The organism is Solibacillus sp. FSL K6-1126, assembly GCF_038003445.1.
Lineage (GTDB): Bacteria > Bacillota > Bacilli > Bacillales_A > Planococcaceae > Solibacillus > Solibacillus silvestris.
On the sequence record NZ_JBBOPD010000001.1, the window covers coordinates 3,014,589 to 3,031,013 of the forward strand.

General features: G+C 38.1%; 14 protein-coding genes. 3 read left to right on the plus strand and 11 right to left on the minus strand.

Features of this window, described 5'->3' with window-relative positions; translation table 11 throughout:
- Nucleotides 1-164 precede the first annotated feature (164 nt).
- The 8 genes from coaE to MHH44_RS14995 all read right to left on the minus strand — a co-directional run bounded on the left by coaE (nt 165) and on the right by MHH44_RS14995 (nt 9,754).
- Nucleotides 165-761: a dephospho-CoA kinase gene (gene coaE, locus MHH44_RS14960; RefSeq protein ID WP_008407739.1), complete on the minus strand. Its 597-nt coding sequence runs from the start codon at nt 759-761 to the stop codon at nt 165-167.
- Between the two features lie 12 nt (nt 762-773).
- Entirely contained in the window at nt 774-1,646 is an 873-nt protein-coding gene (gene mutM / locus MHH44_RS14965) for a bifunctional DNA-formamidopyrimidine glycosylase/DNA-(apurinic or apyrimidinic site) lyase (RefSeq protein ID WP_008407741.1), read from the minus strand.
- Nucleotides 1,647-1,658: 12 nt separating this feature from the next.
- The gene (gene polA, locus MHH44_RS14970) at nt 1,659-4,289 is read right to left on the minus strand and encodes a DNA polymerase I (protein ID WP_340798951.1); all 2,631 of its coding nucleotides are present in this window, start codon (nt 4,287-4,289) and stop codon (nt 1,659-1,661) included.
- Between the two features lie 318 nt (nt 4,290-4,607).
- On the minus strand, nt 4,608-5,045 hold the full coding sequence (locus tag MHH44_RS14975; protein WP_082990807.1) for a DNA polymerase I: 438 nt from the start codon (nt 5,043-5,045) through the stop codon (nt 4,608-4,610).
- Nucleotides 5,046-5,197: 152 nt separating this feature from the next.
- On the minus strand, nt 5,198-6,271 hold the full coding sequence (hflC, locus tag MHH44_RS14980; RefSeq protein WP_065215516.1) for a protease modulator HflC: 1,074 nt from the start codon (nt 6,269-6,271) through the stop codon (nt 5,198-5,200).
- The gene (gene hflK / locus MHH44_RS14985; protein ID WP_173364536.1) at nt 6,268-7,239 is read right to left on the minus strand and encodes an FtsH protease activity modulator HflK; all 972 of its coding nucleotides are present in this window, start codon (nt 7,237-7,239) and stop codon (nt 6,268-6,270) included. The genes hflC and hflK overlap by 4 nt, the downstream gene beginning before the upstream one ends.
- A 266-nt stretch (nt 7,240-7,505) precedes the next feature.
- Nucleotides 7,506-9,044, minus strand: a complete 1,539-nt coding sequence (pnpS, locus tag MHH44_RS14990) for a two-component system histidine kinase PnpS (protein ID WP_340798952.1) — start codon at nt 9,042-9,044, stop codon at nt 7,506-7,508.
- Nucleotides 9,044-9,754 carry a response regulator transcription factor gene (locus MHH44_RS14995; RefSeq protein WP_008407749.1) on the minus strand — a complete coding sequence of 237 codons (711 nt, stop codon included), beginning with the start codon at nt 9,752-9,754 and terminating at the stop codon, nt 9,044-9,046. The genes pnpS and MHH44_RS14995 overlap by 1 nt, the downstream gene beginning before the upstream one ends.
- A 362-nt stretch (nt 9,755-10,116) precedes the next feature.
- Between MHH44_RS14995 and MHH44_RS15000 the strand changes: the two genes are divergently transcribed.
- The 3 genes from MHH44_RS15000 to MHH44_RS15010 are packed head-to-tail and all read left to right on the plus strand — an operon-like array spanning nt 10,117 to nt 12,622.
- Entirely contained in the window at nt 10,117-10,890 is a 774-nt protein-coding gene (locus tag MHH44_RS15000; protein ID WP_340798953.1) for an ATP-binding cassette domain-containing protein, read from the plus strand.
- A 13-nt stretch (nt 10,891-10,903) separates the two neighbouring features.
- Nucleotides 10,904-11,842 (plus strand): sulfonate ABC transporter substrate-binding protein, encoded by a 939-nt coding sequence (locus MHH44_RS15005; protein WP_065215514.1) that lies wholly within the window; start codon nt 10,904-10,906, stop codon nt 11,840-11,842.
- 12 nt (nt 11,843-11,854) lie between these two features.
- Nucleotides 11,855-12,622, plus strand: a complete 768-nt coding sequence (locus MHH44_RS15010; RefSeq protein ID WP_008407752.1) for an ABC transporter permease subunit — start codon at nt 11,855-11,857, stop codon at nt 12,620-12,622.
- 47 nt (nt 12,623-12,669) lie between these two features.
- Here the strand turns inward: MHH44_RS15010 and mdh are convergent, their stop codons facing one another.
- From mdh to citZ, 3 genes are all read right to left on the minus strand, one after another.
- Nucleotides 12,670-13,608 (minus strand): malate dehydrogenase, encoded by a 939-nt coding sequence (gene mdh / locus MHH44_RS15015; RefSeq protein WP_339262718.1) that lies wholly within the window; start codon nt 13,606-13,608, stop codon nt 12,670-12,672.
- Between the two features lie 214 nt (nt 13,609-13,822).
- Nucleotides 13,823-15,085: an NADP-dependent isocitrate dehydrogenase gene (gene icd / locus MHH44_RS15020; protein ID WP_008407755.1), complete on the minus strand. Its 1,263-nt coding sequence runs from the start codon at nt 15,083-15,085 to the stop codon at nt 13,823-13,825.
- Nucleotides 15,086-15,164: 79 nt separating this feature from the next.
- Nucleotides 15,165-16,280, minus strand: coding sequence for a citrate synthase (citZ, locus tag MHH44_RS15025; RefSeq protein WP_008407756.1), 1,116 nt, complete (start codon nt 16,278-16,280; stop codon nt 15,165-15,167).
- Nucleotides 16,281-16,425: the final 145 nt, after the last annotated feature.

Below are 16,425 nucleotides of genomic sequence, written 5' to 3' on the forward strand. Positions count from 1 at the left end.
AGTACGATTCATTCGTTTTGTTTATTCGTTGATTAGTATAACACATATTATAAAAAGTTGAACATATTTAATCCACTAAATTAAATTTGTTATTTTCAGATAATACATACCCTCAAAATAAAAACCTCAACCCAATTTTTAATAAAATTAGTTGAGGTTATATTTTACTTCAGTACATTCCATTCATACAAAATATTTTGAAGCTGAATTGCCGTATCTTCCAGCGTACCGTTATTATGAATGACAGCATCAGCTAGCTGTTCTTTTTCTTTTACCGGAATTTGTGAGGCAATACGGGCATTTGCTTCATCTTCCGTAAAGCCGTTTCGTTCCATTAAGCGCTGCAGCTGAACTTCTTTATTTACAGAAACAACAATGATTTTTTCAACGAAATGTTCCAGCTTGCTTTCAAATAACAGCGGAATATCCATGAAAATGTTTTTTTCTCCATAAGACATTAATTCATCACGCTGACGCAGCATTTCTTCACGAATAGCCGGATGTATAATGCTATTTAAAGTTTTTCGCATTTCTTCATCATGAAAAATAATACTTCCCACTTTTGCACGGTCCATTGAACCATCGTGTGCAACGACTTCCGGTCCAAATGCTTCCGCAATTTTTTTTAATGTCGGTGTACCAGGCTCGACTACTTGCCGCGCCACTAAATCGGCATCAACGATTGGTAATCCGTATGACTCAATCATTTTAGCAACTGTACTCTTTCCACTGGCAATACTACCTGTTAAACCAATAATCACAGCAATTCCCCTTTATTTTTGACATTGCGGACAATATGTTGATGTTCTGCCCGCAATTACGAGCGACTCTGTATTTGTTTCACATACAACACATTGCTTTTTCCCATACATTTTCAGTCGATGCTGCATTGTTCCAGCACCACCATTAATACTGCGATAGTCTGAAATTGTCGATCCACCCGAATCTATGCTTTCCTGCAACACATCACAAATCACACGAAAGAGCGTCGTCTTCTGCTCGCGGCTTAACTCATTCGTTGCTTTTCCAGGATGAATAAGCATTTTGAACAATGCTTCGGTTGCATAAATATTCCCGCAACCAGAAATCACCTGACCGTCCATGATGACTTCTTTAATCGGTTTTTTCGCGAATTTCGGTTTTTCACTTTGCATGATGAAAAAATCACAGGCGATTTCATCAAAAGGCTCCGGTGCCATTTTTAACAATGGTGGATGATCGGCAATTTCTTTAATAAACCGTAATTCACCAAAACGGCGGATATCTGCATAGACAAGCAATTCTCCGCTTGCCAATGTGAATATTGCATGAATATGCTTGCGGAATTTTTCTTCCGTTATCTCCAGCACATCAGTAACAACAAACCATGCGCCACTCATCCCTAAATGATTCACTAAAATAAAACGTTCATCATCTTTCTTGAGATGAAAGAATATATATTTTGATCTGCGCTCCAATTTATCGATTTTCATATCGCGTACTAATAGTTCAAACTGAGAAGGCTTTGCGTTTTTTACAATCGCCTGTTTTCCAGCTTCATGTGATGTATAAACAACATCCGACAAAGAGACAGATTCAATCGTCTTTCCTTCTACAATTGGCCGTAAATCACGTACGACCCCTTCTACTTCTGGTAATTCCGGCATAAATGGTACTCCTTATTTCGCATCGTACCATGTAGCACCATATGAAAACTCAACCTTTAAAGGCACACTTAACTTAATTGCATTTTCCATAACTTCAGGTACGATACGTTCTAAAATTTCAATTTCTTCTTTTGGTGCTTCAAAAATAAGCTCATCGTGAACTTGTAATAATAACTTCGTCTGTAATCCTTCTTGTTCAAGGCGTGCGTTCATATCAATCATTGCTTTTTTAATAATATCCGCTGCACTTCCTTGAATTGGTGTATTCATCGCAGTACGCTCTGCAAAACTTCTTAAATTGAAGTTCGAGCTTGTAATGTCCGGCAAGTAGCGGCGGCGATTTAAAATCGTTGTAACGAACCCTGCTTTCTTTGCCTCTTCAATACTTGTATCCATATAGTTTTTTACACCCGGGAAGCTTTGCAAGTAGTTTTCGATAAAAATTGCCGCTTCTTTACGGGTAATATCAAGGCTTTGCGATAAGCCGTAATCACTAATCCCGTATACAATACCAAAGTTAACAGCTTTTGCAGTGCGACGCATTAAACTTGTCACTTCGTCCGGATTCTCAAGATTAAACACATCCATCGCCGTACGCGTATGGATGTCCATCCCTTGCTGGAATGCCTCTATAAGCGCATCATCTCCGCACATATGAGCCAATACGCGCAGCTCAATCTGTGAATAGTCCGCAGCAAACAAAATCCAATCCTTTTTCGACGGAACAAATGCTTTTCGAATTTTGCGTCCTTCTTCTAAACGAATAGGGATATTTTGTAAATTCGGGTTCGTTGAGCTTAAACGCCCAGTTGAAGTTAATGCCTGCTGGAATCGGGTATGCACTTTTGAATCTTCTTTATGCACTTCTTTTATTAAACCTTCAATATATGTTGACTGCAGTTTCGCAAGCGTTCGGTACTCAAGAATATGCTTCACAATGTCATGCTCGGACTGTAACTTCTCCAGTACATCGGCTGCTGTTGAATATCCTGTCTTTGTCTTTTTAATGACAGGTAAGCCTAATTTATCAAATAAGATAACACCAAGCTGTTTCGGTGAATTAATATTGAATTTCTCGCCTGCCAGCTCATAAATTGTCGCTTCCATTACTTCAAGCTTTGCTTTCAAATCATCACCCATTTGACGTAATGTATCAATATTGACAGTTATCCCTTCGCTCTCCATTTTCCCTAAAATATGTGCAAGCGGCAGCTCCAGCTCCTTGTATAATTCAAACTGTTCATTTTCCTTCAGCTTTTGCTCTAATAAAGGCTGCAGCTTCCAAACTGCTACCGCTTTTCGGCTCACATGTTCAGCTACATGATCCGCACCTGGAACAACCCACTTCGCCCCTTTTCCGTAGATTGCTTCATTGGATTGGACATCCTGATAACCGAATTCCTTTGCAAGCGTTGCCACATCATCACCTGATATCGACGGCTTTAAAATGTACGAAGCTAATAATAAATCGAACTCCACGCCTTTAAGCTCAATCCCTAAACGATGAAGCATTGCTTGTGTTGCTTTACTGTCCACAATATACTTTTTCTTAGTCTCATCTTGCAGCCATGCTTTTAAGTCCGCATTATCAACTACATTATCAATCGCTGTATAAACCGTACGTTCTCCGTCTGACAAGGCTAAACCGAGTGCATTACAGCTATGGTAATGTTCGTTTTCCAACTCGAGGTGGATTGCCATCGTTTCTTTTAACATGTCGCCTGTAATAGCCTGTACATTTTCAAATACTAATTCAGCTTGTTCCGTTTCTACTGCTTCAAAATCACTTTTTTCAATTAAAGATTTAAAGCCAAGCTCTTGCCATACATTAAGAAGTGCTTCCTCATCCGGACCTGCATATGCTAAATCATCAAGTGAAATTGTTAGTGGTGCATCTGTATGAATTGTCGCAAGCTTTTTTGATAAGTGAGCCATTTCTTCATTGTCTACCAGCTTTTCTTTCATTTTCGAAGCTTTCAATGAATCCATCGCTTCATATAATTTTTCAATCGTCCCGTGTTCTTTCAATAATTTAATCGCTGTTTTTTCACCAACGCCTGGAACTCCCGGAATATTATCGGATTGATCTCCCATAAGCCCTTTCATATCGATAATTTGCTCCGGTGTCAGTCCATACTTTTCTTCAATATGTGTAGGTGTATATTTTTCGATATCGGTAATCCCTTTACGGGTAATATATACTGTGACATCCTCTGTTGCGAGCTGCGTTAAATCTTTATCTCCTGAAACAACGATAACTTCGATCCCTTGTCCAGCAGCCTGTTTTGCTAACGTTCCGATAATGTCATCTGCTTCGTACATTTCCAGTTCATAGCGTTTAATGTTGTATGCATCAATCAGTTTTCGAATATAAGGGAATTGTTCGGAAAGCTCTGGCGGAGTTTTTTGACGGCCCCCTTTATATTCACCGAATGATTCATGACGAAAAGTCGTTTTGCCGGCATCAAACGCAACAAGCATTTGTGTCGGATTTTCCTCACCGATAATTTTTTGAAGCATCGTTGTAAATCCGTAAGTCGCATTTGTATGAATCCCGCTGTCATTTGTCAGCAGCGGCAATGCAAAAAAGGCACGATAAGCCAATGAGTTTCCATCTAGTAAAAGCAATTTTTGTTTTGTCATGCAAGTTCCTCCAATAATATATCAATTTTGCCTTGGCGTAATTGCGTCCAGATTCGGGTTAGGCACAAAGGATGTGGGTCAGTCAGCCATTAAGGGACATGCAATACTCTTCAGGAACCATAAACCGATTCTTTGACATCCGCCGGAGGCACCAACTTCATTTAGCAGATGTTTTAACATCGCAAATGACATTCGGTACGATTATATGTTCTCTTTCTACTTTAGCGATTGTTCACATGAATTGCCAATATTTAATGTGGTGTTCGTCAGATTTTTTAAGGAAACAAAAAGGCCCCTATTGCTAGGAGCCTGTTATCTTTATTTTAACTTTTTAAATTTAAAGTTCTTCACTACTTCGCGTTTTTCTTCATAAAATACTTCTTCAAAAATTACCGTTAATAAAAAGGCATTTAAAAATGGTATGATGACATACATCGGCATGCCGCCTAAATCATATGGCATTAACCCGCGCGCAAATACTTCTACAAATCCAATTTGTGTGAAATAAAAAATCATACCAATACCAACTTGCCAAATCGGACGCTTATCTTCACGTTTCTCAAACCATAGTACTTTCTTGAATGAATCCCGCACATCTTCTGCAATAAATAAACTTAATAGTAAAATAACAATAAATAAAATTGGTATATGGAAAATTTCCACCTTCACGAAATTAATATTAGACTGATAAAAAAGCGCCGTTACAGATGTTGCCATAATAAAAGCAATTAAACTATTCTGTATTACTTTACTCAAACTTCGCCACTCCCCCTATATGAACTAACTATACTATAGTATAACAGCAAAATAATAGTTTCCAATAATATAATTTGAAAATTTAATGAAGTTTTTTCCCATGCAAAGAAAAGCCAATTAGAATGGCTGATTCTAATTGGCTTTTACATTATTTAATCTATTTGACCGGATAACAGTTTTGCATATGGCGAGTCTGACGGTATGATAATCATCGTCTCATTGCCGATTGTTTTCTTATATGATTCTAACGTTCTGAATAAACTGTAGAATTCCGGGTCTTTCGAGTAGGCAGCATTATAAATTTGTGCGGCCTGTGCTTCTCCTTCTGCACGGATGACAGATGCTTCTTTGTTCGCTTTCGCAAGAGTCACTTGAACTTCCTGGTCTGTTTTCGCCTCTTTACTGCGCTTTTCCGCATCCCCTTCTGACAGATACTTTTGCGCAATCGATTGACGTTCAGAAACCATTCTTGTATAAACAGACTGTTCGTTTTCCTCAGGTAAATCTGTACGGCGAATACGTACATCAATTACTTCAATACCAAAGTTGGCTGAATCGATTAATTCATTGACGCGTTGAGTAACACGGTCATTAATGTTCCCGCGTTTCGAATCCTTTTCATTAATAATATCGCCGTATTCCGTTTGACCGAATTCTGTACGAAGTGCCGAATAAATGAACTCCTCCATACGATTTTCCGCATTGAGCAACTGTCCTGCATTTGAAATTAACGCTTTTGGATCCGTTACACGCCAAACAGTATAGTTATCAATAATAATTCGCTTTTTATCCTTTGTACTGATCTCTTCTTCTGTCATATCATGTGTCATTAAATTGCTTGGTAAAGTTGTCACACTTTGAATGAACGGGATTTTCATATGAAGTCCCGGTTCACTTTCATACTTGACTACTTCCCCGAACTGACGAACTACTTTATATTCATTTTCTTTAACAATATACAGATTCGCAAATACGACAATTAATGCTGCAAACACAACCGTTAATACAATAGCAGAAGAAACCCATTGTTTTACATTTATCGGCTTCTTATCTTTCTTTAATGGTGTTGGTGCTTTTTTTCCATTTGTATTACTGCTATTTACTTGTTGTTCAGCGTCGTTTGCTTTCGGTACTTCCTTCACTTCTTTCGACCCTTTTTTGTTGCCGAACAGTTTTTTCACAAACTCATCTAAATCGCCGTCAAAGTTATTTTTGTTGTTACTCATTCACTTTTGCTCCCTTCTTTTTTCTCTTCTGTAGAAGGAGGTGTCGTTTGCATTGGCTGGATCGGCAAGTACTTCATCGTACCGCTGCCGTCATCATTCATAATATAAATTTGGGCATTTGGTAAAACTGCCTCCAATGTTTCGAGCACTAATCGTTCACGTGTAATATCTTTATTCAGACGGTATTCATCATAAAGCTGGTTAAATAAAGCTACTTCACCTGTAGCTTGCTCGATACGTGAAGCCTTTTCCCCTTCTGCCTTTGAAAGAATTGCAGCTGCTTCACCAACCGCTTCACTTACACGCTGGTTTTCGTATTTTTCCGCTTCGTTAATCTTTGTATTTTTTGTCTCTCGTGCATCGGTAACATCTGTGAAAGCTGCACGCACTTCTGCATTCGGCACCTCTACATCTTGCAGCTTTACTCCTAAAACCCCAATACCGATATCGTATTTTTCGATTAACGATACAAGCAATTCGCGTGTCTCTGCTTCAATATCCGCTTTACCATCCGTTAATGCCTCATCGATTGTTGAGCTGCCAATGATGGAACGAATCGCACTGGATGTCGCATTATGTAAAATCGCTCGCGGCTCCTGTGAACTAAATAAATATTTTTTTGGCTCAACAATACGCCATTGAACAACAAGATCTGTTAAAACAATATTTTCATCACCTGTAATCATTTTTGTTTCTTTATCGAATGCTTCAACCGTACCGTCCGGGTTTTGCTTATAGCCGAATTGTAAACTGTACGTTTCTTTTGATAAAATTTCTACAGACTGTATTGGCCACGGTAATTTAAAATGAAGTCCTGAATCTTGTATTGTTTCATCCGCTTGACCAAATGTAATCACTACTGCCTGTTCCGATTCATCTACTGTATACCAGGATGTCGTCACAACAATAATACCTACGACAGCCATGAGAATAAGCGCTACCCACATTAATGTTCTTTTTACACTCATCATATAAAGCCTCCTTACTTTTCAATTTCCTCTTATTCTACGGGTAACCATTTGTAAAAGTTTCATATTTTTTCAAATTGAGGGGTCAGAAATTTAGACATAAAAAAACTACACAGAAAGCTTCCAATTTTCTGCGCAGTTTCTTCATTATTATATTCAATTCCATGTTTTGCGTTACCTTCTTTTAGAAACGGGGGTTTCTATAAAGAACTATAACACCGCAATATAAAGGTTATTTAAATGTTTTGTAAATATACTGTTAAGCTTCAATCTTTCAATGGCAGGTACACTTTAATACTCGTACCTTTACCAACTTCACTTTGTACTATAATTTTCCCGTTATGTGCTTCAATCAAATGCTTTACAATGGACAAACCAAGGCCTGTCCCTCCAGAATTTCGGCTTCGTGCCCGATCTACCCTGTAAAAGCGCTCGAAAATACGTGAAATCTCTGCTTTTTCAATACCGATACCTTCGTCTTTCACTTCAAATATCCCGTATTGGTCATTGGCACTAATACGCAGTGTAACCGTTGTTTCTTCTTTAGAATAGGCGATCGCATTGTTAATCAAATTCGTAAATATTTGCATTAGCCGATTTACATCACCTAAAATAACAGCATCCTGCTCTATTTCAACATCAAACTGCATATTTTTATTTTCTAATTGCGCGCTTGTCAAATCAACAACCCGAACTAAAATATCCTGCAGCTTTGTCGGCACTACATCGAGTGTAAAACCATGTCTCTCAATTTTGGAAAGCTCGAGCAAATCATTGACGAGCACTTGAATGCGATTGCTTTCATCATGAATAATCGTTAAAAAGGAAAGCAGCATCTGCTCATCATTAAACGCTCCGTCAAGAAGCGTCTCAGAAAATCCTTTGATCGATGTAATCGGTGTACGTAGCTCGTGCGATACGTTTGCGACGAAATCTTTACGAATCTGCTCCAATCGTACAAGTTCACTCACATCATGCATTACAATTACGACACCGAGCCAGCGTCCATGTTCTCCAACAACCGGAGCCCCGTAAACTTGCTCATAATACACTTCATTTGCGATTTCCATTTCAAGCTGCTGACGATATGGTAATTCCGTTAAAAATACATGATCAATAAACTTTTCAAGCTCTTTTGGCAGCCCGAGCATCATAAAATTATTGCCAATGAGCTTCTCTTTAGGCAGCTCAAATAATGTTTGGAATTTCTTATTAACAATCGAAATATTCCCTTCCCGGTCAATCATCATTAAGGCACTGCCCATATTTTCAATTAATGTTTTTAATCGCTCTTCCTCAATAGCTCTTGTTTTCGTAATATCCTGCAAATTGCGCGCCAGAATATTAATGGAATTTCTCAACTCAACAATCGTAGTCGGACCATTCGCAAAAGCGCGCGCACGGTAATTTCCTTTTGATAGCTCTCTCGCGGTTTTTGTAATATTAATAATCGGTGTTATAAAATTGCTCACAACCCGATATGCCATAAAACTCATTACAATGAGACCGCCAAATAATAATGCGGCAATGATTAAATATATTTTTTGTTTTGTACTTTGTAGTCCTTCAGCCTGTCTATCTATTGCATAAGTGCCTAATATGGCTTCTTTCTGTGTCTCAGTAAGTTCTATTTGCTCCTGCTCGATCACTTGCTCCAATTGCAGCTCAGAATCCTTTGTCACTTCATGAACAAACTCATCTGCGAAAAATGGAAAAAGCTGCCCTATGAACAGTCCTAGAACAGCTAAACTTGATCCAATTACTAAAATAAACGAATAAAATAAACGATTTTTCATTGCGTTCATTATTTTTTTGGCTCCTCAAATTTATAACCTAAACCACGGATTGTTTTAATATACAGTGGTTTACGACTATTTTCTTCAATTTTATCCCGCAGATGACTAATATGTACGTCTACAATTCGAGTATCCCCGGCAAAATCGTAGTTCCATACGGCACTAAGCAGCTGATCGCGTGTTAAAACACGGTTTTTATTTTCAAGCAAGTAAACAAGCAATTCAAATTCTTTTGGCGTGAATTCCAAAGACTCATCATCGATAAATGCTTCAAATCGCTCCGGGAAAACTTTTAAATTACCGAATGTGTAGACTACTTCACTCGATTCGACTGTTTCTTCCACAACTGGTCCCGAGAAACGTCGCAACACAGCCTTCACTCGTGCAATTACTTCACGCGGGCTGAACGGCTTTGTCATGTAATCATCAGCCCCAAGCTCTAGACCTAATACTTTATCAAATTCATCGTCTCTCGCAGTCAACATAATTATCGGTATATTGATACGCAATCGTCGTAATTCTTTACAAACTTCGACCCCATCAAGTTTTGGCAGCATTAAATCCAATAAAATCAGATCCGGTGATTGTTCTACTGCTGTATCAAGACCTGCCTGACCATCATGCGCCAATAGAACGTCAAAACCTGCTTGTTCCAAGTTATATTTTAATAGTGTTGCAATTGGCATTTCATCTTCTACTACTAAAACCGTTTTAACCATTATAAGTTCCTCCAAAATCGATTTGAAACCCCCATCTCAAAATCAATCTTCCAGTGGTTGGCTATCAACTATTTCTTTAAATATGTACTGAATAAAGCACTACCTTCATAGTAACAACTTTTTTTGAAAAGTACAATTATTCCTCTGTTCAGCTATCTATATGCTCATTGTTATTCGAAGAAATCTAATCCATATTATTTCGATAGGTAAAATAATTTTTACTATTGACTGAATATTTATTATTATGGTAACATTTAGAAAAATTGTTTAGCGCACTATTTAAAGAGCCTGTGTAAATTTTTTTATTAATAATTCCTAGTAATTCAATATGTTAAGTATTTTAACGGAAAGTAGGTGCTTCCATGACAAATGGAATCAATATTGAGTTAGTAAATTTAACAAAAAGTTTCGGTGAAAAACAAGTATTAAAGGATATTAATTTAACAATCCCCGCTGGACAATTTGTTGCCATCGTCGGGAAAAGCGGATGCGGGAAAAGTACGCTTCTCCGTATCATTGCAAATTTAGAACAAAAAACGGCAGGAGAATCTTTAAAAGACGGTATTCAACAGGAAGACTTTTCAGGCGTTCGCGTCATGTTTCAGGAAGATCGTTTACTCCCATGGCTGTCTGTATTAGAAAATGTAGGGGTAGGCACAGAATTGAAAAAGGATTGGCAACCACTTGCATTAAAATCACTTGAACATGTGGGATTAAAAGACCGTGCAAAAGAGTGGCCACATGTACTGTCAGGTGGCCAAAAACAACGGGTTGCATTAGCTCGTGCGCTTAGTGCACAGCCAAGACTTTTATTGTTGGATGAACCGCTTGGTGCATTAGATGCGCTGACTCGACTTGAAATGCAAAATCTAATTGAACAGCTGTGGTTAAACCAGAAATATACATCGTTGCTCGTGACACATGATGTGGCAGAAGCCATTACATTGGCAGATCGGATTATTTTAATCGAAGACGGAATCGTTGCTTTAGATTTGCCGGTAAAACTCCCTCGACCAAGAACGCGGTCAAATCCACAATTTGCGGAGCTCGAGGAAATTCTGCTTCAGTATTTATTAGGACAACAAACAAAAACGGAAACATCGAATAAACAAAAAGAATTACAGGCAATTATTTAAGGAGGTATTACAAATGAAAAAACTATTATCCATCTTTTTTCTCTTAACTTTATCGGTTATTTTAGTCGGGTGCGCATCATCGAATGCAGAAAATAAAAAAGTACGCATTGGCTATCAGAAAAACGGGACAACATTGCTATTAAAATCGAATGGCGAATTGGAATCACGATTAAAGGAATTAGGTTATTCAGTGGAATGGTCTGAATTCAATACAGGAAGTTCGATTCTTGAAGCATTAAACTCCGGGGCCATCGATTTTGCCAATGCAAGTGATGCACCATCAATGATGGCACTATCAAAAGGAATGAATTTCAAATACATTGCAGGTGAAGAATCGTCTCCACAAATGGAAGGTATTTTAGTGAAAAATGATGGATCTATCCAATCTATCGAACAATTGAAAGGAAAAAAAATTGCGTACAATAAAGCTTCAATTTCAGAGTATTTATTAGTTACTGCTCTAGCAACAGTTAACTTGACTCTGGACGATGTAGAATCGGTTATTTTAAGCCCGGCAGATGCAAATATTGCTTTTGAGAACGGCGATGTGGATGCATGGGTAATTTGGGATCCGTATATGACGGTTTCCGAAAGTAAAGGCAATCAAATCTTAACTACAGCAGAAGGTATTGTTGAACACCGCAGCTTCTACTATTCATCTGATAAATTCATCGAATCCAATAAGGATGCGGTCGTTGCCTATGTGGAAGAACTATCTAAAGTTGGTGAAGCCATTGATACTGATTCAAGCGAGGCAGCAGAAATTCTTGAAGAGAATACAGGTATTGCCGCAGATATATGGGTAACAAGCTTAGCCCGCCGTTCATCTGTTGCTAGTTATTTGGATGAAGGCGCTCAAGCAGACTTACAAAGACTAAATGAAGATTTATATGACATTGGCTTAACAAGTAATCTTGTAGAAAATCTCGAAAACCATATTTGGAAACCATAAGAGGTGAGAAAAATGAAGAAGAAAAAATGGATTCATTTGATTGAGCCATGGATCATCCCTATTTTAATTATTATCATATGGGAAGTATCGAATAAAACAGGTATTCTGGCTAACACAGTTTTGCCTGCCCCTTCCGATGTAGTAAAAGCAGGCTATGAACAAGCTGTTTCCGGTGTTCTGTTTGATCATCTTCAAATTAGTACGACGCGTGCTTTAATTGGGTTCCTAATTGGCGGCAGTATCGCTTTTGTCATCGGTATTTTAAATGGAATTGTTCCTTTTGCACAGCGTTATTTAGATACAACTATTCAAATGCTGCGAAACATCCCGAATTTGGCGCTCATCCCTTTAGTTATTATTTGGTTTGGTGTGGGTGAAGAAGGAAAGATTTTCTTAGTTGCAATCAGCGTATTTTTCCCGATTTATGTCAATACATACCATGGTATCCGCAATGTTGATCCACGGTTAATCGAAATGGGTAAAATTTATAATCTTTCGAAATACAAGCTGTTTTTTAAAGTAATTATTTTAGGTGCAATGCCATCGATTTTGGTCGGTATTCGCTACTCATTAGGAATTATGTGGCTTACTTTAATTGTTGCAGAAACAGTAGCAGCAAGTTCGGGAATCGGTTATATGTCGATGAATGCCCGTGAGTATATGCAACTTGATATTGTTGTGTTGGCGATTATTTTATATGCGATTTTAGGAAAAATTGCAGATTCCATTGCAAAACTATTAGAGAAGAAATTATTAAAATGGAATCCCGTGTATCAATAAATGAAAAACCAAAAAGGGCCTCGGTAATAACCGAAACCCTTTTTTATTTATTTCAGTGCTTTCATTACATCTTTTACGGCATCTGCGGATTGATCTAACGCTGCTTTTTCATCTGCTGTAAGCTCAAGTTCGAATATTCTCTCGATACCGCCAGCACCTAATAATGTCGGAACACCTAAATAAATCCCCTCATAACCGTATTCACCTTCTAAATAGGCAATTGCCGGTAAGACTCGTTTTTGATCCTTTATAATTGCCTCTGCCATTTCCACCATTGCCGCAGCCGGTGCATAATAAGCCGAGCCATTCCCTAATAAATTCACGATTTCACCACCACCTACACGTGTACGCTGTACAATTTCCTCTAGACGTTGTGCAGGTATTAAGCTTTGTAAAGGAACGCCTCCTACCGAAGCATACCGTATTAAAGGCACCATTGTATCACCGTGACCTCCTAATACAAGTGCAGATATATCTTTTACTGATACATTCAGTTCCTCGGCAATAAATGCACGGAAACGGGCAGTATCCAACACACCTGATTGTCCAATTACCCGATGTTTCGGGAAACCAGATTCTTTAAATACTGTATAAGTCATCGCATCAACTGGATTTGTAAGAACAATAATCGTTGCATCGGGTGAAGTACGGGCAATTTCTGATGCAACGGCTTTCATTACACCTTGATTAATCTGTACTAAATCATCTCGACTCATTCCTGGCTTCCGGGCAACACCCGCAGTTATTAAAACGACATCTGAGTTTGCGGTATCCTCATAATCGGAAGAGCCTTTTACATAAGAATCAAAGCCTTGTACAGGCGATGCTTCCCACATATCCAATGCTTTTCCCTTCGTAGGATTTTCTGCTGATGGAAGATCAATAATTACAACATCACCTAGTTCTTTTTGCGCTGCCAAAAATGCTGCGGTTGCCCCTGTAAAACCACTACCAATAACTGAGATTTTTTTACGTTTTAATGTCACCAAGAACCACTCCTTCATCGTAAATAAATTTGTGTCATGAAAATTATATAAAAAAAAGAGAGAAAACATAATGCTTTCTCCCTTTTTTACTATTATTTATTTCAAACCTCAAAGCAAACTATTTCCAATTATGTAAAATTATATAACTATATTATTCATTACTAAACAATTTGTTCATAATTTCACATATATAGGCAAATGTTTAAACTTTTAATTAGAAGTTTTCGATTAATTTTGTAGCGAATTCAGAACATTTAACTTCTGTAGCGCCGTCCATTAAACGTGCGAAGTCATAAGTTACATATTTAGAAGAGATTGTTTTCTCTACTGAATTTGTAATTAAGTCCGCAGCTTCTTGCCATCCTAAGTGCTCAAGCATTAATACGCCTGATAATAATACTGAAGATGGGTTTACTTTATCTTGACCAGCATACTTAGGTGCAGTACCGTGAGTAGCTTCGAAAATAGCGTGACCAGTTAAGTAGTTAATGTTAGCACCTGGAGCGATACCGATACCACCAACTTGAGCAGCTAATGCGTCAGAGATGTAGTCACCGTTTAAGTTCATAGTTGCTACTACGTCGAACTCGTTAGGACGAGTTAAGATTTGTTGTAAGAAGATATCAGCAATAGAATCTTTTACGATGATTTTGCCTTCTGCAACAGCTTTAGATTGTGCTTCGTTTGCAGCAGCTTCGCCTTGCTCAGCTTTGATTGCATCGTATTGGTTCCAAGTGAATACTTTGTCGCCGAATTCAGCTTCAGCCACATCGTAACCCCATTGTTTGAATCCACCTTCAGTGAATTTCATGATGTTACCTTTGTGTACTAAAGTTACTGATGGACGGTTGTGTGAAATAGCGTACTCGATTGCAGAACGTACTAAACGTTCAGTACCTTCTTTAGATACTGGTTTAATACCTAAGCCAGAAGTTTCTGGGAAGCGAATTTTGTTAACGCCTAATTCGTTTTGTAAGAAGTTTAATAATTTCTTTTGCTCGTCAGAACCAGCTTTGTACTCAATACCAGCATAGATATCTTCAGTGTTTTCACGGAAGATTACCATGTCAACATCTTCTGGACGTTTAACTGGTGAAGGAACACCGTCAAAGTGACGTACTGGACGTAAGCAAACATATAAATCCAACTCTTGACGTAATGCTACGTTTAGAGAGCGGATACCGCCGCCGATTGGAGTTGTTAAAGGACCTTTAATAGCGATTAAGTATTCGTTGATTTTTTCTAAAGTTTCAGCTGGTAACCATTCACCCGTTTTGTTGAATGCTTTTTCACCTGCTAATACTTCTAACCATTCGATTTTCTTTTCACCGTTATAAGCTTTTTCTACAGCTGCGTCAATTACGCGAGATGCTGCAGCCCAGATATCTGGACCGATACCGTCACCCTCGATGAAAGGAATAACAGGATTGTTTGGAACGTTTAATTTACCATTCTCTACTACGATTTTGTTAGTCATTGGAAATTTGCCTCCTAATAATCATAAATCTAGGACTGTGTCAAATCACAGTCCCAGATATTTTAACATACTTTTTTAATTAGCGCTCGTTAATTGGAACGTATTTTTGCATATCTGGACCAACATACTCCGCACGTGGACGGATTAGACGGTTGTTTGCATACTGTTCTAAAATGTGCGCTACCCAACCTGAAGTACGAGATACTGCGAAGATTGGTGTGAATAAGTCATGCTCGATACCTAAAGAATCATATACTGATGCTGAGAAGAAGTCTACGTTTGCAGGTAATTTCTTTTGCTCAACAATCATGTCATGGATTTTCACTGACATATCGTATAATTCTGGTTTGCCTGTTAATTTAGTAAGCTTTTCAGACATTACACGTAAGTGAGGTGCACGTGGGTCGCCTTTGCGGTATACGCGGTGACCGAAGCCCATGATTTTTTCTTTGTTATCTAATTTGTTCTGAACCCAAGATTCAACTTTATCAATTGATCCGATTTCAGTTAACATTTTCATAACTTGCTCGTTAGCACCACCGTGTAATGGGCCTTTTAATGCGCCGATTGCAGAAGTTACACCAGAGTATACATCTGATAATGTCGCAACACATACACGTGCAGTAAATGTAGAAGCGTTTAATTCATGGTCAGCGTGTAAGATTAACGCTTTATCGAATGCTTCAATTTCGATTGCTGCTGGTTCTTCACCTTTCAGCATATATAAGAAGTTTGCTGCATAACCTAATTCTGGTTTTGGAGCAACTGGTTCTTTACCTTGACGTACACGTGCAAAAGTAGTTACTACTGTACCAATTTTTGCTTGTAAACGGATCGCTTTACGGTAGTTTGCTTCAGCTTCCATAACATCTGCTTCTTCGTCAAATGCACCTAACATTGATACCGCTGTACGTAGTGCTGCCATTGGGTGCACTGTGTTTAAAGGCATAGATTTGAATAAATCTGTGATTGCCGCTGGAATTTCCATATTTTTAGCTAATTCTTCTTTTAAGTTAGCTAATTCTTCAGCGTTTGGTAAACGCGTGTTCCATAACAAGAATACTACTTCTTCAAAAGTCGCATTGTTAGTTAGGTCGTCGATGCCATACCCTACATATGTAAGTGTATCATCGATAATTGAAGAAATTTTCGATTCTGCTGCTACGATACCTTCTAAACCTTTTGTTGCTGACATAAAAAATCGCTCCTTCACTTAGTAAATTAATTTTGTAAGTGCTTTCTTTTTACTCTATTAAAAAGTCGCACACTCATATCGTTCTGCTCAATTGAACCTATAAGTAAATCGCTTACAAATTTCATTATAATCAATTTTGACGGCT